The sequence below is a fragment of the Paludibacterium sp. genome, from assembly GCF_019232825.1.
GTDB lineage: Bacteria > Pseudomonadota > Gammaproteobacteria > Burkholderiales > Chromobacteriaceae > Paludibacterium.
The window spans coordinates 1-22690 of record NZ_JAFAND010000149.1 but is presented as its reverse complement, the minus strand read 5'-3'; the positions used below and the strand labels follow the sequence as shown (position 1 = coordinate 22690).

Here is a 22690-nt window from a genome sequence, read left to right as displayed (position 1 = left end):
ACTCCCCACCCGCCATCAACACTCCAGCAAACCGATGCGGCGCGCCCAGGTGGATAGCTCGGCGGCATTGTGCGCGTCGAGTTTGCGCATCAAATTGAAGCGGTGCGTCTCCACCGTTTTGATGCTGACGGACAACTGCTCGGCAATCTCGCGGTTGCGGCGCCCCTCGGCAATCAGCTTGAGCACTTGCCGCTCGCGCAGCGTCAACCGCGCCGGCAGTTCATTGCATTCTTGCGCCGGTCGCCAAGAGAGCGGCTCGCCGCCCAGCGCCGGATCGACATAACGCCGGCCGGCGGCCACCTGGGCCAAGCCATCCAGCAGCACCTGCCGATGGCTGCGCTTGAACACGTAGCCCATGGCGCCCGCCGCCAATGCTTCGCGGCAGCGGTGCTCGCCCGCCGAGGCGGAAAACACCAGAATACGCAGCGCCGGCCAGCGCCGTCGCAGTTGACGAATGACGTCGATACCGTCCATGCCGGGCAAGCTGAGATCCAACAACACCAGATCCGGCGTCAAACGCAAGCAGGCCTGATAGACCTGGCAGCCATCGGCAACCACGCCCGTTACCTGAAAACGGGCTTGCCGCTCAAGCAAGAAACGCACGCCATCGGCCAGCAGACCGTGATCCTCGACAATCAGCACACGCATAGGCGCAGCAACATTCATCCGACTTTTCCGTTTGATGGCGGGAAACCATGACGCGACGGATTCTATCGTCGCAAACGATAAGAAAAATCGGCCGGTTCCTAAAGCCTTGTCATTCGCTGTAGCGGTCGCGCAATTCGGCCAGCGCGGACAACACACGTTCGCGGTGTTCATCGTCGACGAAAGCGCGCGTCGGCATCACCTGGATGAGCTGATACAGCGTGCGCGCGAGCGGATAGCGGTAGGTCGGCGCCGTTTGGGGCAGCGTCTGCGCCACCAATGCCGCATCGGTCCACAATTGCTCCGACAGCCGCACCGCAAAATCGAGCAGCCACTCGCCATCGACCGCCGGGCAGGCCAGCCGCGCGGCGGCGGTGTGGCAATGGCCTTCCAGGCCCAAGAGCTGCAACAACCGTTGTAAATCGCCGATCACGGCGGCGAGGTGGCTGCCGACAATCGGCGCGCCGCTGACTGACAGCTCGAAGGCCAGTACCTGAATCATGGCGCAAAGCCGCTGCCGGCGCGTGTCGCGCTCGCCGAGATCGGCGAGCCATGCCGACAGCGGCCGCCGCGTCTCGTTGGCGCAAAGGTAAAGCCGATGCAGATCCTGGCGTAGCCCCGGTGTGCGCACGCCCAAGTGCAAAGCGCCGAACAACGCCAGCGCGATATCCTCCTCATCCAGCAACGCGCTCAGCGCGGCCTCGAGCCGGCCTTTCTGTTGTGAGGTCAGCCCGCCGCGCGCCAGCGCGGCGGCCAGCATCAACGCCTTGCGGCCCCGGTCGTTGGTGTATTGCGCCAACGCCGCCTGCAAGTTGGGCACATGCAGCCAGCTGTCGGCGTCGGCCAGCAATCCGTCGAGCACAGCGGGCTCCACGGACGACAATTCGGCCACCAATTTCCACGTCGCCACTTTGGCGCGCCGGTGATCGGCGCTCACGCGGCGCGCGATCTCGCTGCCGCGGCGCGCGCCCAGGGCGAAGCCGACATCCTCCGCCGTTTCCGATAACGCATCGCTCTGAAACGCCGCCAATGCCGCGGCGGCTTGCGCCGACACCGGTTCACCCTCCGCCGGCGCCATGGCGGCGGAGGCCGGCGGCGAGCCGCTACCGCGCATCGGCGGCAAATTAGCCAGGGAAGCGGTTTCAAACATGCGTCGTCTCCTCGCGTGATCCTTGTTCCTCGGACAGCTGCCGCAACAGGCGATCACGGTAGTCCGGCCAATCGAGCCATACCTTCACCAATCCGTTGTCCAAAATCGCCTGGCCTTCGGTCAAAGCGGCGTCGGCCTCCACGCTCACCGCCGGCAGATGGGCAAACAGCGCCGTCACCGACGGCCGTTGCGATGCCGGCACCCACAAGCGCACACGCCCCGCCGGCAGCAGTTCCAGCACCTGCCGCTCCAGACGTCCTTGCAGCACCGCGGCGAGATCGCTCTCCCCCAGCAAAGCGCGCAGAACGCGCGCAAGCAGGGGCCGCCAGCGCTGCATCAGCGAACGCGCCAGCGCCCGCTCCAGTTCCGCTTCCTGCACGGTCCATTCCACCGCGGCCGCTACGGCCTCGTGGTGCGCCTGCTGTCGAATCGCGTCGCATTCGGCGTGCGCTTGCGCCAGGAGCGCGGCGCGAGAGGCGTCGGCTTCGCGCGCCATCTCCCGCCGCATGACCGATGCCTCGGCATGCAAGTCTCTCAGCGACGCCTGCGCCGCCTCAAGCGCCGATGCCAACGCCAACGGATCGGCCAGCGCCGAGGCGGGCAGCCAACCGCCTTGCGGCCAGGCGAATGGCACCGATCGAAACGCCAGTTGCAATGGATTGGCGGTCACAGCCATCGCGCCAATTTCGTCAGCACCGGCCGCACCGGCGCATCCGGCACCGGCTGCGCCGCAGGCGGCCACAGCAAGCGGCATAGCGCCAGCGTGGGCTCGGCTGCACACGCAAGCCATGCGGCGCCGGTCTGCCGTGCCGCCGCGGGCAACAGCGCGGGCGCGAGCACGGCGGTTCGCGGCGGCGCGGCGGGCAACAGGGCCAGCAATTGCGTTTGCTGCGCCAAGGTCAACGCGGGCGACAGCGTCTGGCGGAATGGGCGCAGCAGCAAATACTCCGGACATTGCAACGCCCACAACCCCAGCGCCAGACACCAGCTGTCGCGCCTGGCCGCGTCGGTCAGCAGTCGGTCGGCCAACGCGTCATCGGCCGGCGGCGCACCGGCGTGGCCCAAGCGCGCGGCAATGAGTCGATCAAGCTCGGGCCGCAGCGCGGCATGCGCCTGATAGGCCGGCTGCCAGGCAGCCAAATCCAAGAGGCGCCACCAGCCGGGCGCCATATGTCTTCCCGGTTGCCACCACAATGCCAGACTGGCGCTCGGCGACGTCATGACGCCCGCCTGCTGCGCCAAAGCAGCGCGCCGGCGCCGATGGCCAGCGAAGCCAATGCCACGAGTGCCGCGACCACCGGCCAACGCAAGAACGCCGTGGGCTCAGGCGGGTCGCTCAGGCGCAGCAGTGTCCGTTGCAGCACCAAGCTGACCCGTTCGGGCGCCATGCCGGGAATGCCATCGCTGACCAACGCGCGGATTTCCGACTCGCGCGCTTCCAGATTCACCGTCGGGCTGTATTTGATGAACACCGCCGCCGACATCGGTGCCGCGGCGGCATCATCGCCGGCGTTTTTGGGCGCGACCGACACTTCGGCCGAAATCACGCCCTCGATATTGGCCAGCATTTTTTCCATCTGCTGGCTTTTGACGTAGCGCAGCTTGGCGGCCTCTTGTTCGGGCGAGGTCACCAGCTGCCCGCTGGGGAACAAGTCTTCAATGCCGGCGAGCCGCTTGCCCGGCAGGCCGTTCTGACGCAGCAACTCGACCGCGTCGACAAAGCGCGCCTCGTCGACGCGCAGCGTGATGCCGTCCTTCTCGCGCTGCTTATCCACCGGAATGCGGTACGAAAGCAAAAGCGCCATCATCCGGTTGGCCTCGACTTCATCCAGCCGGCTGTATAGATCGGTCTTGCAGCCAACCAACGTCAGTAACAGCAACAAGCCGAGCCATCGACGCCCTGTCATTGCATATTGACCAGTTTGTTGACCGCCTGGGTGAGCAGGCCAGCGACTTTGGCCGTCCAGTCCGTGCTCAACGCCGTGCGCGACAACTGCTTCTGCGCCTGTAACAAGTCCGATGGCGCGGACAGCGGATCGCTGCCCGCCATCATCGCGGCAAAGCGCTCGATCGTCGCCGGATCTGGCGGCGGCGCCACGCCGCTTTCCGGCTGGGTGCGCGCGTTCGCGAGCGGTGCGATCGGATCAATCGTCATCGCTGCCCTCCTCACCGGCGCGCCGTTGGGCGCGCGGCGCCGCATCGCGCAGCCACTGCCGCATCGGTGCGCACACCGACGGGTCCATGCCGTCGAACTGGCGCAGCGCGCCCGCGCGGTCGCCCAGGCCAAAGAGCAGTATGGCCTGACTGCCGGCTAGCAATTCCGGATCGTCCAGCCAATCGGGCAAGGCCGCCAGAATGGCACGCATCTCTCCTCGCAGGCCATGGTTGACCGCGGCAAAGCCCGCTTCAAGCACCAGGCGGCGCAATGCCGCATCACCTTGATCGCCGTGCATCATCCCCCTCACATCTTGGCCAGAATGCCGGTCATCATGTCTTTCATGGTCTTCATCACCGTACTTTCGTAATTGACCATCATCGCGTACTGCTGCAGCGCGTACTGCATCTGCAGCATGGCGGTCGGGTTATTGGTGGTATTGGTGCTCATCACGGCCTGCAGCGCATTCTCCGTCTGCATCACCTGACTGTTCATCTGACTGACGATGGCATCAAGATTCATGTGTCGCCTCTCCATGCGCGCCGCGCGTTGCGGGCCCGCCCATGTGGAGTCTCGCGGCGCGCTTCGCTGGGCGAAAGTTGAAACCGGCGGCGGAAACTCTCGGAAAAATGGGCGTGATTGGTAAAACCGGACTCAATGGCCACATCGATCACCTTCTTGTGCGTGGTTAGCAGCAGTTGGCGCGCATGTTCCAATCGCTGCGACAACAGCCAGTGTTTGGCCGACACGCCGAATTTCTCCTTGAATAGCTGATTGAACTTGCGCGGCGGCAATCCCAAGGTATCGGCGTAGCGTTGCACCGGCCAGGCTTTCAGCCGGTGGCGATGGATGAATTCAAACATATCGCCGTCGCTCGAAATCGCTTGCCGCAACAAGGCGGCGCAGACGCCGCCATCCACCGTCAGGCAATACATGAACGCGAAATGCAGCATGGCTTCCGGACTCATGTGGGCCAGGCGGCGCATGGCCGACAGCATGACCGGTTCGGCCGCCACCGAGTGCAGGGTATGCAACGTGGACATGTCGAGCGTTACCGGTGGCAACAGATGATGAATATCGCGGTAAATCGACTGTAGTTCCGCGCTCAGAAAGCAGTAACAAGCGTCGGCCGGCCCAACGCGCACCTGTTCCGCCGACGTCAGCAGCAGACTCACTCCCGCGCCGTTGACGGCATGATGCCGATCGGCGATCAGCACCCGTCCGGGACCGGCACTCAGGATGATGAATAAACGCAGCATCCCCGCCTCCTCGCATTCTTAGGACCCTCTGAACATCATCGCGGGCCCGTGCGACGCTTCCTATCGGGTCAGGACCTGAGTTGGCGCTGCCGCAGCCAAATGATGTCGATCACCGCCATGGCGGCCAGGCAGGCCGCGCGCCGGCGCATCACCGCGGCATGTTCGCCCGCGGGTAGCGGCGCGCGCGCCTGGCGGCCGAGCGCATTGGCCGCCTCGGACAACCGGGTCAGCCATGCGCGACGCTGCAGACCATGGTGATCGGCAGCCAGCGCGTCCTCCAGGGCGGTCAGCGTCATCATCGGGCATCCCTTCATGCGTGAACCGGCAAGAACACCAACGTATCGCGCCCCGCCAGCGACACGCCGCCGGGGTGGATGGCGATGATGCGCATCCCCTGCCCGACGCTCGCGCCTACCAAGAGACGCATGCCGTTGGCAAGGGTCAAATAGGGCGACGCGAGATTGCCGTCGACGCCAGCGATCTCGGCGGGTAAATAGTCTCGCGCCACGGCAGTGCTGGGCGCATTGACCAGACGCGCCGGTAGCGTCAACGCCCCCTGCCGCGCCATGTCGTCCAACAGCGCGCGCAGCGACGCGCTCTGCGCCGGACCTAACTCGCCCGACAGCACCCAGCTTTGGCGGCCATGGCGAACACTCAGACCATCGAGCAGGGACGCGACGCGTAGCCGTGCCAGCAGCCTTTCGAACTCGCGCCCCGGCAGATCGACGATTTGCCAGCCGGACAAGCCCGGCAAGCGGTCGAGCGCATCGGTCAAGGCGGCAAAGCGGGCATCGTTGCGGACTTCGCCTTGGATGCAAGCTTGACGGCCCGTGCCGATCGTCACGGTCACGTCGGCATAGCCATAGCTCTGCAGCAACGCCAGCACGCCGTTGCGCACCTCGTCGTCGCATTGCGCCAGCCATTGGTAATGCACGCCAGCACGCTCCAGCTGCGTGCGCAAATCCGCCACTTCGGCGCTATCCGCGCAACGGCCGGACAGCCGCAAAACCCCGTCCGGCAACCATGCCATCTGTAACTCCGGGAAGGGCCGCATCGCGGCCGGCAGCCAGGAGCGCAACGGCGGCGGCGCGGCGGGCGCCGGCCACCACCAGGCGAGGCCAGCGGCGCCCGCCAACACGATCAGCAGCGCCGCCAGCAGCCAGCGGCCCCGGCGTGCCGTGGCGCGCGGCACGGGAGACAAGACGGGGAGGTCGGTCTCGCCCTGCCCCAACACGGCGTGGAGTCCGGCCAAATCGATGAAGCGGCCCAGCGGCAACCTCCCGGCGTCGACGACCCTGCCGTCGACCCAGCATGGCAGGCCCGGCATCAAGCACACACCGTCCTCGTCGACGTGGAGCGTCGCCACGCCGCCGCCCTCAAGCGCCAGAGCCAAGTCGGCATCCTCGCCGCCAAGCGTGAACGCGCCGGAGGGCAACGACAGCGTGCGCCCCGCCAGGGGCCCGTTGAGCAGCCTGATCTTGAAGCCGTCGGCCATGGATCAACCCGATACCGGCACGCTCAGCGGGCGTGGTTCGGCCTTGATGAGAAATAGGCGCACCACACGGCGCCCATCGTTGGCGGTGCTGCGGAACAAGCGTCCCACCAAGGGCAAGTCGCCCAACAGCGGCACCTTGCGCTCGCCCTGACGGTCTTCGTCGCGAACGAAGCCGCCCAACAGCAGTGCCTGCCCCGTCAGCAACGTGGCCTGGGTGGCGATTTCCGCGCTTTGCACTTGCGGCAGCGGGTCGGCCTCGTCGACGCCGGGTAATTGACGGCCATCCTGGATATTGAGCGTCAGCAACACCTTGTCCGCCTTGCCGGCCTCGTCGATCAAACGCGGCGTCACGCGCATCAGCGCGCCCGTCGACACCGAAGCCAGCTGCGGATTGGTATCGCTGGGTAGTTTGGTATAGAAGGTGATGTTGTTGTCGAGCACCGCTTGCACGTTATCCAGCGTCACCACCGATGGCCGCGAGACGATGCGCGCGCGCGCGTTTTGCTCCAACGCGTTGATGCGCACTAAAAAGGTGTCGGAATTGGAAATCAGCGAGGAGAAGCTGCCCTGGCCGAGACCGGTGTTGGTATTGAGCGCGACCTTGGCGCCGCCCACCTGCGCGCCGCCGCTCCAGTCCACGCCCAGCCGGTCGATATCGGCGGCGTCGACGTCGATGATGACCACCGAAATATCGATCAGCGTCGGCCGCTGATCGAGCCGGGCGATCAGATCGGGATACAGGCTTTGATTTTTGGCCAAATCGCGGATCAATACGGCGTTCTGCCGCGTATCGGCCGCGAACACCGGCAGGCCGTTTTCCGCGGTCGCCGCCGGCGCGCCCGGGCCGGCCGGCGCGCGGCTACGCACCATCTCGCGCAGCACCGAAACGAGTCCCGGCACCACCACGGTCTGATTGCGGTAGCTATAGCTGGTATCGGCGGCATTGGCATAACGCAGCGGATAAAGCCGCACGGTCTCGCGGCTCTGCGCCTCAACCCGGTGCTGCTCGTCCAGTTGGCGCGCCAACGCGTTCAGGCGCGACAGACAGACCGGCACGCCGGAAATCTGCAGCGCATTGGCGGCGCTGACCGCCTGGGCCTGGCACGCGGGCGGGTCAATCAGACCACTTTCCCGGATCATCGCCGCCAAGGACGGCGCCGGCAGCGAGGCCGGCGTCAACAAGGCGCGGTCGAACTCCTGGGCCTTGTACAAATACAGTACCAGCCCGTCGTAATACGGCAGCAGCTGGTACAGCCGGGTCAAGGTGCGCAGCGCTTCACCCGGCTGGCGCTCTTCCAACCGCCCGGCAAAGGTGTCGTTGATCGCCGGACTGACCACCACCGACAGGCCATAATTCGCGCCGAGATTCACCAACACCGTCGACAGCGGCATGCGCGGGCTGGCCACGAAAAACGGCGGCCCTTGCCAAGGCACGGGCTTGGCGCCGGCCGCGGCGGCCAGGCCGAGCAGGAAGCCGAAACACACCCAGCGGCCATTCATGCCAGACGTCCGATGGCGGGCATGCCCGGGCCGGCGGCAGACGGCCGGTAGGCCAGCAAACTGGCCAGCGTAAGTTGCTGTTTGAGCAGCAGGTCAAACTCCACCTCGGTCAACCGCGGCAAAAAACGGCGCAACAGCCACAGCCGCCCGTCGTCCAGATAGAGACCATCGTCGCAGGCCTCGGACGTCGCCGCCAGCACAAGGCAGATCTCGGCCGCGCGCTCAGGCGGACGCTCGATCGTCAGCGCCACCGTCAGACCGCCGTCAAAACGACGCGCGCGGCACTGACAGCCGCCCAGCCGCCCGCACAGGGCGATGCCGGCCAGCGTCCAATGCGGCGCGGTCAGCCGCGCCGCCAGGTCTTGCAATGCGGTTGCGGGATCAAGAAAACGGTTCATGCACAGCATGGTGACGCCGCTGTCGGCATCGACCTATCGGGCATTAACCTGAATTTGCGCGCCGGCGTACGGCGGCAGGGGAAAGAACAATCGCGTCGGGCAGAGCGGCAATCCGCCCATGAACACGAATGCCAAGGCAAAATCGCCGCTCACTAGGCCATGATGGCCGCGAAGCCAACCGATCGAGGGAAAAGTGTAACAGCCGCACCGCTTAGCACCGATTATTAATGCAAACTAAATAAGCGTGAAACGATTAATTAGTATTAATTAATTTGTTGATACAGACCAAATCCCCGCTAAGCCGGGTATGTCACGATGGCTATTAAAGTGCCCGGTTTTTTTGCGCGTTTTTTTGGGGGAGCCGCCCTGCGGCCTTACTTGGCGGACGGAGCGTTGCCCGGCTGCCCGGAGGGAGTCCATTCATGTTTTTATCTGCTCGCAAGCTAACGCAATACCTGAATCCGCTATCGCATGCCACCCGCGACGGCGTCGACTTGACCGTGACGCTGAATGAACAAAGCAGTCTCAGCTGGGTCGGCCGCCTCATCAAGAATTTGCTCGACCGCTTTCATGGCGCGTTGATGAAAATCGCCCGCACCACGATTCAACTCTCTCAGCAGGCACCGGAACTCGCCAAGCTGTCGACGATGCTGAAAGAACGCGCGCAAGCCCAACAGGCCAGCGCGGAAAACATCGCCGCCGCGAGCCAGACGCTGGCCGCCACGGTCGAGTCGATCACCGCCAGCGCCAGCGAAGCCTCAGCCTTCTCGCGCCAGGTTGCCGAAGCCGCCGAAAGCGCCAACGTCAACGACCTGCAAAGCCGCAACCAGATTCAGGCCATCGGCGAGAGCACCTCGGCGTTGGAACAGCAGATGGGGCTATTGAAGGACAGCTCCGCCTCGATCGGCGAAGTGGTCGAACTGATCAAGAACATCGCCGACCGCACGCGGCTGTTGTCGCTCAACGCCGCCATCGAGGCGGCGCGCGCCGGCGAGCAAGGGCGCGGTTTCGCCGTGGTCGCCGACGAAGTGCGCAAGCTCGCCGACCAGACCATGACGGCCACGCAGAACGTAGAAGGGCTGCTGGCTAAAATCCAGGAACAAGTCGCGTCGTCGAGCGACACCATGACGGCGATGTCGCAGCAGGTGCAGGCCGGCATCACCGTGTCGCAGCAGGCGGGCGCCTCGATCGAGGCCGCGTCGCGCGACATCAACACGCTGATCGCGCACGTGCAGGTCATCGCCGACGCCAGCGCCTCGCAAAACGACAAGGTGCGCGCGATCACCGATCAGATCGGCGCGGTGGTGGAAAGCTCGCAGCAGCAACTGGAAGGCTCGCAGGCGCTGGCGGCCAGCGCCACCCAGATGAGCGCCCAATGCGACACGCTGCTGACCGAGGTGGGCGAGTTCCGCTTTACCGGCCATAAGCGCATGCGCCAAGTGGCGGAAGAGGAAATCGCCAAGTGGCGTTTGACTCGCCTGGATCGCGGCGACCTGGAAGGGAAACTGGCGGGGCTGTGTCAACGCCTGCCCGCGCTGGAGATCTGCTACGCCACGGACAAGAACGGCGTGCAGCTCACTGCGGACGTCTCGACCAAAGGACTCGACCCCGACTCGCTCGGCTTCAATTGCAGCCAACGGCGCTGGTTTCAGGAGGCCACGCGGCGCCGGTCGCTGTTCGTGTCCGACATCTACCGCTCGATCGTCACCGGCAACTACGGCTTCACCATCGCCGCGCCGCTATTCGACCCGGCGGGGGAACTCCTCGGCGTGCTGGGCGCGGACGTCCGCTTCGATCATATTCTCGACAGCTGATCGCCTTCGGCGCGGATCCATTGCGCCAACTGCAGCGTGGCGGGCCCGGCAACGGCCGGGTCGGCCACGATCAAATAAACCGGCATCTTGCGCATCCCCCCACTCGACAACGGTAGCGGCATGAGCCGCCCATCGGCCAGCGCCGAGGCGATACCGCTCGTCGGCAGCCAAGCGTAGGCCAAGCCCGACAGCACCGCCGCCAGCGAGGTTTCCTGTTTACTCACGGTCCAGCGCTGCCGCGCGCCCAGCCAGCCGGCATCGCGCGGCGCCGTCCCGCCCGAATCACGGACCACCACTTGGGTGTGCCCCGCCAGATCGTCGGCGTCAATGGCGCGCTCCAGCGAGAAGAGCGGATGCGAAGGCGCCGCCACGGCCTGAAACGCCGCATCGAACAGCCAATCGCCCAGAAAGCCGCTCGGCACCCGCGTGGCGATCGCCAAATCCACCTGCCCGCCATAGAGCGCGTCGTCCGCGCCCGACATCACTACTTCGTGCAGTTGAAGACGGGTATCGCCACAGCCGGCGGCAAATTGCCGCAAGATCCGCAACAATGCCGCCGAGGGAAAGAGGCTATCCACCGCCAACCGGACCTCGCTCTCCCATCCGTCGCGCAATCTCATCGCCCGCGCCTCCAGCCGCTCCAGGCCGGACAACCATTGACGCGCATCGCGCAATAGCGCGGCGCCATCGGGCGTCAAGACCATGCGGCGGCCTTCCGGCACCAAGATCGCCACCCCCAGCTGTTGCTGCAGGGTGGCGACCGCATGGCTAATCGAGGACTGGCTGCGGTGCAAGGCGCTGGCCGCCTGGGCAAAACCGCCCAAATCGACCACCGCTTGCAGCATGCGCCACTGCGCGGCGCGCGTCTTGGGCAGATTCATATCGATTTATTCGAAGTTTAAAAGCGAATATTTGCGCTTTTTTATCGATTATTCAAGGTAAATAATGAAGCACAAACTAAGGAGCAAACCATGACAAACCAATTCCTGTCGCGCGAAGTTGAAAGCCTTCACACCGGCATGCCTGTCTCCGACGGCGCCGGGGTTAGACTGCAGCGCGTACTGACGCAAACGCTGCAACACCGTCTGGACCCCTTTCTGATGCTCGACGAATTCGGCTCGGATCGCCCGGACGACTACATCGCCGGTTTCCCGGACCATCCGCACCGTGGTTTCGAGACTGTGACCTATATGCTTGAGGGCCGCATGCGTCATCGAGACAGCGTCGGCAACGAGGGCGTACTGGGACCGGGTGACGTGCAGTGGATGACGGCCGGGCGCGGCGTCGTGCATTCGGAAATGCCGGAGCAGGAGGAGGGCCGGATGCGCGGCTTCCAATTATGGGTCAATCTGCCTGCGCGCGACAAAATGACCGAGCCCCGTTATCGCGGCATTGCCGCCGCGGATATCCCGCGCTTCTCGCCGAAGCACGGGATCGACATTCGCGTGATTGCAGGCGAACTGGCCGGCTATCAGGGGGCCATCCGCGGCATCGCCACCGATCCGTTGTATCTGGATGTTGCGCTGGATGGCGACACGGCCGTCGACCTGCCCATTGCCGAGGGTTATCACGCCTTCGTCTATGTCTACGAAGGCGCCGCGAACATCGGCACCAGCGGGCGAGCCATCGAGAAGGGACAGTTGGCGGTGCTCGACGGCGCGCCGGAACACGCCGGCGTCACCGTTCGCACGCAAACCGGCGCCCGGCTGCTCGTGATTGCCGGACGCCCGATCAATGAACCGATCGCGCAGTGGGGGCCGTTCGTGATGAACACGCGCGAGGAACTGGAGCAGGCGTTCCACGACTACCACAACGGTTTGCTATGACCGCGTGGCTAATGCCTGCCGGGCGTGTCGCACGGCAGGCATTAGGCCAGCCCGTTCATGCGGGCATATTCGGCCAGATCGAGCGTCGTCTTGAGGTTCAGTTTGGTCAACAGCCGCATCTTGTAGGTACTGACGGTCTTGGGGCTGATGCACAGCGCCACGGCAATTTCCTTATTGCGGCTGCCGCCGGCGATGAAGCGCAATACGGCCAGCTCGCGCCGGCTCAACACCGGGACGTCCTGCTGCGCCTGATGGCTGCCGACCGGGAAACAGCGATAACCGGAACGGACCAATTGCACGGCGTACAAGATTTCCTGCATCGAGCTGGCCTTGCTGATATAGCCGCATGCGCCTTGCTCGGCAGCACGGGTGATATAGATTTTTTCTTCCCGTGAGCTGAGTACCAACACCCTGATCTTCTTGTCGACCAAGCAGATCTGGCGGATCAGACCGAGACCGTCGAAGGAAGACAAAGCCAAATCCAGGATCACCAGATCCGGAACATGCTGTCTTACGCACGCCAGCGCCTCGGCGCCACCGCTCTCCCCGACCACGCGACAGCGGCCATCCTGTTCCAGATAAGTTTTTAACGCCATGCGAATGGGAGGGTGGTCGTCGATCACCACAACTGTGCTCATCATCTGTTCTGCCCCGCTCATGTTTTTGGTGCGTGCAGGGTACTCAAACAACCTGAGCAAATCTTGATGACAGCCGATCAACGGCAAAAAAACACCCCCGTTTCCGGGGGTGCTGTCAGCGTGTCGATCATTCGCGTCAGAAGAGCTGGTCCTTGACCTTCTCCACCGCGTCGGCGGGCGGCGGCGTCTCCTGGTTCTGCTGATCCGGCCCGCTCTGCGCATCGGAGGCGTCGGGCGCCACCGGCACCGTGCCGCGGTTGTTGATCTTAATGTCGGGGTTCGGCGTCTGGAACTCGTCGTAATAGTATTCGTCGCCGCCACGCATACCCGCGCCCGGCTTGACCGTAATCCCTGCCGGCATGGGCAGCTCGATTTCCGGCTCCTTCTTCAGCGCGTTGGCCATGTAGTTGATCCAGATCGGCAACGCCGCCGTGCCGCCATAACCGTAGCGTCCGAGACTCTTAGGCTGATCGTAGCCAACCCAGGTCGCGGCAACGAGGCCCGGATTGAATCCGACGAACCAGGCATCCTTGAAATCGCTGGTGGTGCCGGTTTTGCCGGCGATATCGGTCCGGCCGAGCACCAGGGCCCGCGTGCCCGTACCATAGCGGATCACGTCTTTCATCATATTGGTCATAATGAAAGCGTTGCGCGGATCGATGACCGGCGCGCCGCCTTGGCCGGCAACCACCGGCTGTGTCTTGGCCAGCACCCGTCCCGAGGCGTCCTCGATGCGATCGATGAAGTAGGCGTGGGTGCGATAGCCGCCGTTCGCCAGCGTGGCATAGGCTTCCGCCATCTGTAGCGGCGTCACCGACCCGGCCCCCAGCGCCATCGGCAGATAGGCGGGGTGTTGCTTAGGCGAAAAACCGAAACGCTGGATATACTGCTGCGCATAATCGGTGCCGATCGCCTGCAGAATCCGCACCGAGACCAGGTTGCGCGACAGCGCCAACGCATGGTGCATGGTGATCATGCCCAAGAATTTGCCGTCATCGTTCTGCGGCGTCCACATCTTGCCGGAGCCATCCTGCGGGTCAAAGCTGAACGGCGCGTCGTTGATCATGGTCGAGGCGGTCAAGCCGCGGTCGATCGCCGCCGAATAGATGAACGGTTTAAAGGTCGATCCCGGCTGGCGCCAAGCCTGGGTTACGTGATTAAAGCTGCGGCGGTTGAAGTCGAAGCCCCCCACCAGCGACTTGATGGCGCCGGTGCGCGTATCGAGCGAGACAAAGCCCCCTTCGATATCCGGCAGCTGCACGATTTCCCAATAGCCCTTCTCATTCGCCCGCAGACGAATCACGGCGCCAGGACGGATCTGCTGCTGAGCCGGGCCTCGCGCGCCGAGCGAGCGGCGGGCGAAATCCAAGCCGGCGCCATTGACAATGGCGATCTTGCCGCCGCGCATATAAGCACGCACTTCGTTCTGGCTTGCCGACTGCACGACGGCCGGCAACATGTCGCCGCTGTCGTGAATTTCGCTCAGGGCGTCATCCAGCGCCATACTGAGATCTTCGCCCTGAAGGTTGTTCATGTCGATAAAGCTCTCCGGCCCGCGGTAGCCATGCTTGCGGTCGAAGTCGATCAAGCCCGCGCGCAGGGCGTCATAGGCCCACTGCTGATGGTGGCTATCGATCGTGGTATAGACGCGGTACCCCTCGGTATAGGCGTTCTCGCGGAAACGGTCGTACATGGCCTGTCGCACCATTTCGGCCACGTATTGAGCGGGGAACCCGTTATTGTCGGCCTGGCTGGCGAGGACCAGCTTTTGCGCCATGGCCTGCTCGTATTGCGGTTCGGTGATGAAATTCAATTCCTTCATCCGGCGCAGCACATACTGCTGCCGCAAACGGGCCCGGTCCGGATTGACGATGGGGTTGTACGCCGAAGGCGCCTTAGGCAAGCCGGCCAGCATCGCCATTTCCGCAACAGTCAGATCTTGCAGATTTTTCCCAAAATAGGCCTGGGCCGCTGCACCAAAGCCGTAGGCGCGTTGCCCGAGATAGATCTGGTTTACATACAGTTCGAGGATTTGATCTTTCGACAGCGCATGCTCGATCTTGAACGCCAACAACGCTTCGTTGAACTTCCGGGTAAAGGTTTTCTCCGGCGACAGGAAAAAATTCTTCGCGACCTGCATCGTCAAGGTACTGGCGCCTGAGCGGGCATGCCCGGTCAAAACGTTACCGATGGCCGCACGCAGCACGCCGGTATAGTCAACCCCGCTGTGCTGGTAAAAATTCGCATCTTCGGCCGCCAACAGTGCATTGATCATCTGCTGCGGCACCTCGTGAATACGCAGAAACGACCGACGTTCCTCGCCGAATTCTCCTATCAATACGTTGTCCGCGGAGTAGACCCGCAACGGGATCTTCGGCCGGTAGTCGGTCAGCACGTCCAGGCTGGGCAGACGGGGGTAGGTTATGATGATTGCTATCGCCAAGGCGCCGGCAGACAACACCACCCCACCTAGAAACAGCCCTGCCAGAATCGCAAAAATTCGTTTGACCATGGTTTTCCAGTATTTCGCTGAAACACGGATTATACGACGTGTGGCGACCTAAAGATAAAAAGCTGGAGAAATCACGGATTTGCGGACCTCGGCAAGCGGAGGGTCAAGACCATGTGGCTACGCAAACTTGCGGACTGGGCCGCGAGCACGGCGGCCCCGCCGCCGATCGGACTCGAATTGCGGCCGGACCGTTTCGCGCTGCTGCATGTGGATCGCCCCGCGGCGGGGCCGCCACACATCTTGGGACACGCCCGCCATCGTCTGCCGTCATCGGATCCCGGCGCGGCCGCCGCCGTGCTACATGACGCCTGGGCACGGCTAGCCCTGCCCAACCACCGGGTGGTGGTGTCGTTGCCCAGTCCGCCGGCACGTTTCACGCTACTCCCCACGGCTGCCTGGATGAAAAGCGGCGCAGCCGCCATCTGGCCCGACATCACAGCCGGTCAATGGACCTGCGTAGCACGGCTTTTGCCTGGCCAGCCGGCCAGGGTGCTGGTCGGCGCAGTGCCCAACGAGGCGCTTGAAAGCGCCTTGACACTGCTCGATCTCGCCGGTCTCGCCGCGGCGCAAGTGCAGATCGACGTCCTGGCGCTGCTGACCGCCTATCGCCATACCCCGGCATGGACCGGCGACACGCCGCTCGCACGGCTGTTGATTCATGCCGATGACGACGGCTATCGCTGGTACCGGCTGTCGCCCACAGACGGACTTCCCGAGGCAACCGGAGAGGCGACGCATGAGACGGGCGGCTTCGCGGCGCTGGCCGACCAGCACCCTGAGCGCGTCTTTCTCGCCGGACCGGCCGCCAGAGTCCGCACGCTGTTGACCGATTTACAGGCGACGCTTCAGGACGTGCGGTTTTGCTCGAACCCCTTCGCCGGCTTGCCGCTGACGCATGATCAGGATCGGCGATCGTTGACGGCGCAAGCCCCCGAGCTGTCCGTCGCATTGGGCCTTGCGCTGGGAGCCCATCGATGAGTCAAGGCGGCGATCTTGGCAACGCCTGGGCCCTGCTCGATCTGGCAGAACCGCGGCGCATGGCGCGGCTGCGGCGTGTGCGGCGCTTCTGGCTGCTGCTGGCGATCCCGCAGTGCCTTGCAGTGAGCGGGATGATGATGGTCCGCGCGATCTCGCCGGCGCCACGCGTCGAGATCGTCCAACCGCCAGGCCCTCCGCCCGACAACATGGAAGGCGCGGCACGGCTGCGGCACTGGCAGAAACGACGGGAAGAAACCATCGCGCTTTTTGCCATGCTGTCTCATCAGCTCCCCGAGGGCCTCGCGCTGACCTCACTGAAACAACGCGAAGCGCAGCTCACGCTGACCGGCATGGCCAATCGCCTGGAGGCTTTGCCCCTGCTGGAACAGACATTGACGCGTCAGAGCGGCTACCCCTACAGGCTGCGCCGCGAAGCATCCGGCGGGTTCGCCATGGCGCGCCCTGTGCAGCACTTCCTGCTGGAGCTCTCCAAGCACGCGCCCAAACAGGAGGAAGGCCCGCCATGACGCTTTTCATCACTTGGCGCCGCCGGCTGCACGCGGCGTCCGACCTCCCCGTTCATTGGCAGATCGGCGTGAGCGTCATTGCCGCCGTGTTGACTCTGGCTACGGGAGGATTTCACCTCTTCGCCGAACAGCCCCGCCACGCCGGCAATGACCACGGCGCCGCGCCAGTGGACGTATCGCCTCTGACGGGGCTTGCGGCAGAGTGCGATCTCTCCCCGATCCGGCACATCGCGACGCGCCTCCACCTCGCGCCGCTCTTGGGTCCGCCGGCGGACGACACGCCCTATGGCATGTTGATCGAAGCCTCCGCACAGTTATTGACCTCCGGCTCCTTCGAGCAACTACACGACTTTGTCGACGCACTGAGCCGCCACCCGACCCCCTTCGCGCTCGCCGACGTGCATCTCTCTCCAGCAAAAGCGCGCAGATTGGATCTGCACGCCCGTGTCATCTGCCTGCGCTCGGCGCCTCAAGAGGATTCCCCATGACGCCCCCCTCCTGCCCGTGGCTCGTTCCGCTTTCTTTTGTTGTCATCGCCTATGCCCTCCCGGCCATAGGCGATCCATTCGACCCCCAGCGACTGATCTCCGGCAAAAACCTGCCGGCGCGACCACCTCAGGACCTAGGCTTTTATGAGCCATCCCAACTCATATTGGTCGGTACGTTGAGTCAGGGAGGCGCTCGACAGGCGTTGCTGCAGGATCCACAGCGACGTGTCTACCGCGTCGCCAGCGGGCGCCTGATCGGCCACACCGGCTGGCGTGTGGTGCACGTCGGCGAAACGCGGGTGACCTTAGCCCCGCCGTCGAGTGACGCAAGCGGCGCGGCGCACCCCGTTCACCTCTCCCTGGAGCAGCCATGACGCCAAGCCGGCCAATCGGCATATTGCGGTTGTCTTTGAGCCTACTCGCCACCGCGGCGACCGCCGAAGAAACCAAAACACTGTCGCTTAACTTGCAGAATATGGACGTGCGCGCCGCGCTGTATGCGTTGGCGGACTTCGCCGGGAAGGACATGATCGTCAACGATTCGGTCCAGGGACAGATCAGTCTCAGGCTCAACGAAATTCCCTGGGATCAGGCCATCGATTTGATCGTGCAAACCAAGGGTTTAGAAAAGCAAATGATCGGCAACGTCATGCATATCGCCAAGCAGGAGACGCTCTTGGGCCGCGACAAGCAATCTTTTGAAGCCGGTCAGCAGCGCAAGGCCATGACCGCCGCCCTGTTGCATCCCTTCCCCTTGCGCCACCGGCCCGTCGCGGAGATCCGTCAGCTGCTGGAGGAAGGACGCTGGTTCAGCGACAAGGGAGGCGTGCTGGCCGACCCGGTCAGCAATACGCTGTTCGTCCACGACACGCCGGAAAACGGCGCCCGGATACGACAATTCATCGAGTTGGCCGACCGGCCGCAACATCAAGTGATGATCGAGGCGCGCATCGTCGAAGCCAACGATTTCTTCAGCCGAGAATTGGGCAGCAAGCTGCACTTCGCGCGCATGCCAACCGCACGACCGGGACAAGGCGCGGACGGCGAAGTCATCGGCTGGCGCGGCAACGCGCAACGCCATGGAGAAACCGACACCTACGGTCTCCCCATTGGCGTCAATCTGCCGGTGCAAACGGCATTCGGCTCCATTGCCGCGCTGTTCAGGGCCGGTGCCAGTACCTTGATCAGTCTGGAGTTGCAAGCCATGCAGGCCGAGGGGCAAGGCAAAGTGATATCCAGCCCCCGGCTGTTGACCGCCGACCGCAGCGAAGCAACCATTGAAGAGGGTCATGAGCTTCCCTATCCGCGCGCCTCATCCCGCGGCCGCCTGTCTGTCGATTTCAAGAAAACGGCTTTGAGCTTGAAGGTCAAACCGGTCGTCGCGCCCGATGCCCGCAGCCTATGGCTCGATATCGAGATCAGCAAGGACTCGCCTAATTTCAAGCAGTTGGTCAACGATGCGCCTTCGGTGGACACCAAGCGCATCCGCACGCGGGTGCATATCGAGAATGGCGGCACCGTCGTTCTGGGCGGCATCTACATCGACGAGCAGCATCACCAGTATCATCGCGTGCCGCTTCTTGGCGATATCCCCATTTTGGGGGCGCTGTTCAGCCGGCAGAGCAAGCGCCATCAACGGCGAGAATTGCTGGTATTCATCACGCCGCAAATCGTCTCCCGCGCCTAATGACAAGAAAATACTTGTTGCCAGAATGTCCAAAGACAGATTGTCATACCATCAGATAGAATGGTTGCCATGGAAAAATTGGCTGGCAATTTCTTTCTGGTCGGGCTCATGGGCGCCGGCAAGACCACCGTCGGGCGGGCGTTGGCGCGCAAAACAGACAAGACCTTTTACGACTCCGACCAAGAGATCGAGGCACGCACCGGCGTGCGTGTGGCCACGATTTTCGACATCGAGGGCGAAACCCGCTTTCGCGAACGCGAGGCCTCCGTCATTGCCGACCTGGTTCAGCTCGACAATATCGTGCTGGCAACCGGTGGCGGCGCGGTATTGAACGCGCAGAACCGCAGCCTGCTGTCGCAACGGGGCACGGTCATTTATTTGCGCGCCAATATCGACGATCTGCTGGCGCGCACGCAGCTCGACCGCAACCGTCCGCTATTGCGCACGGCCGATCCCCGGGCAAAGCTGACGAGCTTATTTTCCGAGCGCGACCCGCTTTACCGCCAGATCGCCGATCTGATCGTCGACACCACACAGCAAAACGTCAACACCTTGGTCGGCCAGTTGGAAGAGCAACTTCACGCGCTATGCAGAAAGCATTGACATGATCACGCTGAACCTCACGCTACCCGATACCAGTTACCCCATTCATATCGGCCAGGGACTGCTGGATCAGGTGGATCTGCTGCTGCCATTCTTGTCCAGCGGCAAGGTCGCCATCGTGACCAATGAAGTGGTGGCGCCGCTGTATCTGGCGCGTCTTGCCGATCCCCTGCGGGCGCGCGGTATCGATGTGGTGTCGATCGTGCTGCCCGATGGCGAGGATCACAAAGACTGGCAAACGCTGAATCGCATTTTTGACGTGCTTCTGACCGAGCGCTGCGAACGCAGCACCCCGCTGATCGCCCTAGGTGGCGGCGTGACCGGCGACATGACCGGCTTCGCCGCCGCCTGCTATCAACGCGGCATGCCGTTCATCCAGATTCCCACCACGCTGTTGGCGCAAGTCGACTCGTCCGTCGGCGGCAAAACCGCCATCAACCATCCGTTGGGCAAGAATATGGTGGGCGCCTTCTATCAGCCGCGCGCGGTCATTGCCGACATGCGCCTGCTCGACACCTTGCCCGATCGTGAACTCAGCGCGGGGCTGGCTGAAATCATCAAGTATGGACTCCTGGGCGACGCGGACTTTTTCTCCTGGCTGGAAGCGCATATGGCCGAACTGCGTCACCGCGACATGTCGGCATTGCAGTATGCGGTTCAGCGCAGCTGTGAGATGAAAGCCGAGATCGTCGCGCAGGACGAAAAAGAGACCGGGGTACGAGCGCTGCTGAACCTCGGGCATACCTTTGGCCATGCCATCGAAACCGGCCTTGGTTATGGTGCTTGGCTGCACGGAGAGGCCGTGGCCGCCGGCATGGTGCTGGCCGCCTCGGCGTCGCACGCCTTGGGTTGGCTCACGCATGACGATCTGGCCCGTATCCGCGCCCTGATCGCTGCGGCCGGGCTGCCGACCCAAGCGCCCGACCTGGGCATCGCACAGTGGCAAACGCTGATGACGCATGACAAGAAAGTTCAACAGGGCAAAGTCCGATTGGTATTGTTGCAACACATTGGCCAAGCGGTCATCGTCGATGATTTGCCGCAAGACATTTTGCAACGCGTTCTCACCGGCGCGGACATCCAATCTTCCTCGCACTGATATTATTCGTTGCTGTCACACCGGTACGCCAGCACCGGCAAGCACTCATTCCAATGTCAAGTCACCCCACCCCGCCAGCCTATGCATCAAGCATGGCTAGCGGGGCCGGCATTTGTGCTAAGTCTGTGACCCCATTGTTTTTTTCCCGACGTACCCCCCCTTGTGCTAAGGATTTCTACGGATTGCTTGTTCGATTTATTCGTCAGAATAATCGGGAACAAAACATAACAAAGCACGAGGGATTAGCATGATGTTGCTTACAGCAATGGCCAGCAGCCTAATGGTCATGTTGGCCTATTATGGTGCGAAGAAACTGTGGCGAGCGGCCCGGTACACCAAGCCGCGACACCGGGGCATCGACCCGGTCGGCGAGGCGGAGGTTTTCCTTGCCTACGGCCGGACCAAGGACGCCGTACGGGTCCTGCGCGACGCGATGCGCGACGAGCCGGACAATCTGGCGGTCAAGGTCACGCTGTTGCGCGCTTACTCGACGGACGGCAATGTGCGCGCCTACAGTACGCTCGCCCGTGACGTACAAACCTCGCTACAAGGTCAGGCGGTCTGGAACACCATCCAGCGCAATGGCCGCGACATGGACCCCGCCAACCCGTTGTTCAATACTTAACCGATTTGCTTGACGTCAGTAGTGGCAGTACCCGACACCGGCTTCGGCCGGTGTCGGTTTTAATGACGCCGCGGGGTTCATGCGCGGGGGCGAATACGCTAGAATCGCAGTCACCCTGGCATCGATTTTTTACTGCCGTTCGGCATGCGCGCGGCGCCCGCCGGAACGGCCCGTCCACGAAAGTTGTAACGACTCCCCACATGACCGCCCCTATCGCCCCCCCTGGACGCATTTTGCTTATCAAGCTGCGCCACCATGGAGACGTCTTGCTGACCACGCCGGTAATCAGCACCCTGAAACACCACTATCCGGATGCGGAGGTCGACGTCCTGGTCTATCAGGAAACGGCACCCATGCTCTCCCGCCATCCCGACGTAAGCCAATTGCATTGCCTGGAACGCGGACGGCGCGGCTGGCGCAAACTGGCCCACCTCGTCGGTCTATACCGACGCTTGGCGGCGCGACGCTACGACTGGGTCATTGATCTATCCGATCAATGGAACGGCGCCCTGCTCACTCGCCTGCTCAAACCGCGCGAAGCCGTCGGTCTCGACTACCCCAAACGGCGCAACAAATACTGGCGCCGTTGCTTTACCCGCCTCGCACCGATGGCCGAGCGCAACACACTGCATACCGTCGAACAAAATCTGGTGGCATTGGAAATATTGGGCGTACAACCGACGGATGACAGTCGACGCTGTACGATGGCCTACAGCCAGGAAGACCGGGAGCAGGTCCGCAGCCAACTCGCCTCCCTGGGTGTTCACGGCGCCTACATCGTCGCACATCCGCCCGCGCGCTGGTTCTTCAAATGCTGGGAAGACGAACGCTTTGCCGCGGTCATTCAATCATTGGCCGACGATGGCTGGCCGGTCATCGTCACAGGCGGCGCATCGGACCAAGAAATGACACTGGTCGGCAATGTCATGAGCCATGTCCAATCGCCCCGCGTGCATTCGCTGGCAGGCCAACTGTCGCTCAACACGCTGGCGGCACTGATCGACGGCGCGCGCTTGTTTATTGGCGTCGATTCCGTGCCGATGCATATGGCGGCCGCGCTGCAAACGGATTGCATCGCCCTTTTCGGACCAAGCAAGCTCAACGAATGGTCACCCTGGATGGCACGGTCGATCGTACTCCATGCGGCCGACTACGCGCCGCTGCCGGACCCGGACACCGTCGACACGTCGACCGACGAGCGCTATTTATCCGCCATCCCGGTCGATGACGTCCTATCGGCGGCACAGCGGCTGTTGCGACCGTCGGATGCCACCCAGCGGCGTGGCTGACC

27 protein-coding genes are annotated in these 22690 nt (G+C 63.4%); 11 read left to right on the top strand and 16 right to left on the bottom strand.

Features of this window, described 5'->3' with window-relative positions:
* Nucleotides 1-15: 15 nt before the first annotated feature.
* The 13 genes from JOZ06_RS19565 to JOZ06_RS19505 all read right to left on the bottom strand — a co-directional run bounded on the left by JOZ06_RS19565 (nucleotide 16) and on the right by JOZ06_RS19505 (nucleotide 8602).
* Complete coding sequence (locus tag JOZ06_RS19565) at nucleotides 16-648, bottom strand: two component system response regulator (RefSeq protein WP_293235541.1); 633 nt, start codon at nucleotides 646-648, stop codon at nucleotides 16-18.
* Between the two features lie 109 nt (nucleotides 649-757).
* Entirely contained in the window at nucleotides 758-1795 is a 1038-nt protein-coding gene (locus tag JOZ06_RS19560) for an HrpJ domain-containing protein (protein WP_293235540.1), read from the bottom strand.
* Complete coding sequence (locus tag JOZ06_RS19555) at nucleotides 1788-2471, bottom strand: hypothetical protein (RefSeq protein WP_293235539.1); 684 nt, start codon at nucleotides 2469-2471, stop codon at nucleotides 1788-1790. The genes JOZ06_RS19560 and JOZ06_RS19555 overlap by 8 nt, the downstream gene beginning before the upstream one ends.
* Entirely contained in the window at nucleotides 2462-3016 is a 555-nt protein-coding gene (locus JOZ06_RS19550) for a type III secretion system domain-containing protein (RefSeq protein ID WP_293235537.1), read from the bottom strand. The genes JOZ06_RS19555 and JOZ06_RS19550 overlap by 10 nt, the downstream gene beginning before the upstream one ends.
* Nucleotides 3013-3702 (bottom strand): type III secretion system inner membrane ring lipoprotein SctJ, encoded by a 690-nt coding sequence (gene sctJ / locus JOZ06_RS19545; RefSeq protein ID WP_293235535.1) that lies wholly within the window; start codon nucleotides 3700-3702, stop codon nucleotides 3013-3015. Before sctJ ends, JOZ06_RS19550 begins: the two co-directional genes overlap by 4 nt.
* Nucleotides 3699-3950, bottom strand: a complete 252-nt coding sequence (gene sctI / locus JOZ06_RS19540; RefSeq protein ID WP_293235533.1) for a type III secretion system inner rod subunit SctI — start codon at nucleotides 3948-3950, stop codon at nucleotides 3699-3701. Before sctI ends, sctJ begins: the two co-directional genes overlap by 4 nt.
* Nucleotides 3940-4251 (bottom strand): DUF1039 domain-containing protein, encoded by a 312-nt coding sequence (locus JOZ06_RS19535; RefSeq protein WP_293235531.1) that lies wholly within the window; start codon nucleotides 4249-4251, stop codon nucleotides 3940-3942. Before JOZ06_RS19535 ends, sctI begins: the two co-directional genes overlap by 11 nt.
* A 5-nt stretch (nucleotides 4252-4256) precedes the next feature.
* Complete coding sequence (gene sctF / locus JOZ06_RS19530) at nucleotides 4257-4472, bottom strand: type III secretion system needle filament subunit SctF (RefSeq protein ID WP_293235529.1); 216 nt, start codon at nucleotides 4470-4472, stop codon at nucleotides 4257-4259.
* On the bottom strand, nucleotides 4469-5209 hold the full coding sequence (locus JOZ06_RS19525) for a helix-turn-helix transcriptional regulator (RefSeq protein ID WP_293235527.1): 741 nt from the start codon (nucleotides 5207-5209) through the stop codon (nucleotides 4469-4471). Before JOZ06_RS19525 ends, sctF begins: the two co-directional genes overlap by 4 nt.
* A 68-nt stretch (nucleotides 5210-5277) precedes the next feature.
* Entirely contained in the window at nucleotides 5278-5508 is a 231-nt protein-coding gene (locus tag JOZ06_RS19520) for an EscE/YscE/SsaE family type III secretion system needle protein co-chaperone (RefSeq protein WP_293235525.1), read from the bottom strand.
* An 11-nt stretch (nucleotides 5509-5519) separates the two neighbouring features.
* Nucleotides 5520-6704: a type III secretion system inner membrane ring subunit SctD gene (gene sctD, locus JOZ06_RS19515; protein ID WP_293235523.1), complete on the bottom strand. Its 1185-nt coding sequence runs from the start codon at nucleotides 6702-6704 to the stop codon at nucleotides 5520-5522.
* Nucleotides 6705-6707: 3 nt separating this feature from the next.
* On the bottom strand, nucleotides 6708-8204 hold the full coding sequence (locus tag JOZ06_RS19510) for an EscC/YscC/HrcC family type III secretion system outer membrane ring protein (RefSeq protein WP_293235521.1): 1497 nt from the start codon (nucleotides 8202-8204) through the stop codon (nucleotides 6708-6710).
* Nucleotides 8201-8602 (bottom strand): hypothetical protein, encoded by a 402-nt coding sequence (locus JOZ06_RS19505; RefSeq protein WP_293235519.1) that lies wholly within the window; start codon nucleotides 8600-8602, stop codon nucleotides 8201-8203. The genes JOZ06_RS19510 and JOZ06_RS19505 overlap by 4 nt, the downstream gene beginning before the upstream one ends.
* A 422-nt stretch (nucleotides 8603-9024) precedes the next feature.
* Between JOZ06_RS19505 and JOZ06_RS19500 the strand changes: the two genes are divergently transcribed.
* Nucleotides 9025-10416, top strand: coding sequence for a methyl-accepting chemotaxis protein (locus JOZ06_RS19500; RefSeq protein ID WP_293235517.1), 1392 nt, complete (start codon nucleotides 9025-9027; stop codon nucleotides 10414-10416).
* Here JOZ06_RS19500 and JOZ06_RS19495 read toward each other — a convergent pair.
* On the bottom strand, nucleotides 10398-11297 hold the full coding sequence (locus JOZ06_RS19495; protein ID WP_293235515.1) for a LysR family transcriptional regulator: 900 nt from the start codon (nucleotides 11295-11297) through the stop codon (nucleotides 10398-10400). The two genes, JOZ06_RS19500 and JOZ06_RS19495, sit on opposite strands and share 19 nt — an antisense overlap.
* Nucleotides 11298-11387: 90 nt before the next feature.
* On the opposite strand from JOZ06_RS19495, the gene JOZ06_RS19490 reads away from it, so the two are divergent.
* Nucleotides 11388-12242 (top strand): pirin family protein, encoded by an 855-nt coding sequence (locus JOZ06_RS19490; RefSeq protein WP_293235513.1) that lies wholly within the window; start codon nucleotides 11388-11390, stop codon nucleotides 12240-12242.
* A 41-nt stretch (nucleotides 12243-12283) separates the two neighbouring features.
* On the opposite strand, the gene JOZ06_RS19485 is transcribed toward JOZ06_RS19490, so the two are convergent.
* Nucleotides 12284-12883, bottom strand: a complete 600-nt coding sequence (locus JOZ06_RS19485; protein WP_293235511.1) for a response regulator transcription factor — start codon at nucleotides 12881-12883, stop codon at nucleotides 12284-12286.
* 133 nt (nucleotides 12884-13016) lie between these two features.
* Entirely contained in the window at nucleotides 13017-15392 is a 2376-nt protein-coding gene (locus tag JOZ06_RS19480) for a penicillin-binding protein 1A (RefSeq protein ID WP_293235509.1), read from the bottom strand.
* A gap of 111 nt (nucleotides 15393-15503) precedes the next feature.
* Between JOZ06_RS19480 and JOZ06_RS19475 the strand changes: the two genes are divergently transcribed.
* The 9 genes from JOZ06_RS19475 (at nucleotide 15504) to rfaQ (ending at nucleotide 22688) form a co-directional block, all read left to right on the top strand.
* Nucleotides 15504-16370: a hypothetical protein gene (locus JOZ06_RS19475; RefSeq protein WP_293235507.1), complete on the top strand. Its 867-nt coding sequence runs from the start codon at nucleotides 15504-15506 to the stop codon at nucleotides 16368-16370.
* Complete coding sequence (locus JOZ06_RS19470) at nucleotides 16367-16897, top strand: PilN domain-containing protein (protein ID WP_293235505.1); 531 nt, start codon at nucleotides 16367-16369, stop codon at nucleotides 16895-16897. The genes JOZ06_RS19475 and JOZ06_RS19470 overlap by 4 nt, the downstream gene beginning before the upstream one ends.
* Nucleotides 16894-17385 (top strand): hypothetical protein, encoded by a 492-nt coding sequence (locus JOZ06_RS19465; protein WP_293235503.1) that lies wholly within the window; start codon nucleotides 16894-16896, stop codon nucleotides 17383-17385. The genes JOZ06_RS19470 and JOZ06_RS19465 overlap by 4 nt, the downstream gene beginning before the upstream one ends.
* Nucleotides 17382-17759 carry a pilus assembly protein PilP gene (locus JOZ06_RS19460; protein ID WP_293235501.1) on the top strand — a complete coding sequence of 126 codons (378 nt, stop codon included), beginning with the start codon at nucleotides 17382-17384 and terminating at the stop codon, nucleotides 17757-17759. Before JOZ06_RS19465 ends, JOZ06_RS19460 begins: the two co-directional genes overlap by 4 nt.
* Complete coding sequence (gene pilQ, locus JOZ06_RS19455) at nucleotides 17756-19072, top strand: type IV pilus secretin PilQ (RefSeq protein ID WP_293235499.1); 1317 nt, start codon at nucleotides 17756-17758, stop codon at nucleotides 19070-19072. Before JOZ06_RS19460 ends, pilQ begins: the two co-directional genes overlap by 4 nt.
* Before the next feature lie 60 nt (nucleotides 19073-19132).
* Nucleotides 19133-19675 carry a shikimate kinase AroK gene (gene aroK, locus JOZ06_RS19450; protein WP_293235497.1) on the top strand — a complete coding sequence of 181 codons (543 nt, stop codon included), beginning with the start codon at nucleotides 19133-19135 and terminating at the stop codon, nucleotides 19673-19675.
* A 1-nt stretch (nucleotide 19676) separates the two neighbouring features.
* Nucleotides 19677-20774: a 3-dehydroquinate synthase gene (gene aroB, locus JOZ06_RS19445; protein WP_293235495.1), complete on the top strand. Its 1098-nt coding sequence runs from the start codon at nucleotides 19677-19679 to the stop codon at nucleotides 20772-20774.
* Nucleotides 20775-21021: 247 nt separating this feature from the next.
* Nucleotides 21022-21399, top strand: coding sequence for a pilus assembly protein FimV (locus JOZ06_RS19440; RefSeq protein WP_293235493.1), 378 nt, complete (start codon nucleotides 21022-21024; stop codon nucleotides 21397-21399).
* 200 nt (nucleotides 21400-21599) lie between these two features.
* On the top strand, nucleotides 21600-22688 hold the full coding sequence (rfaQ, locus tag JOZ06_RS19435) for a putative lipopolysaccharide heptosyltransferase III (protein ID WP_293235491.1): 1089 nt from the start codon (nucleotides 21600-21602) through the stop codon (nucleotides 22686-22688).
* Nucleotides 22689-22690: the final 2 nt, after the last annotated feature.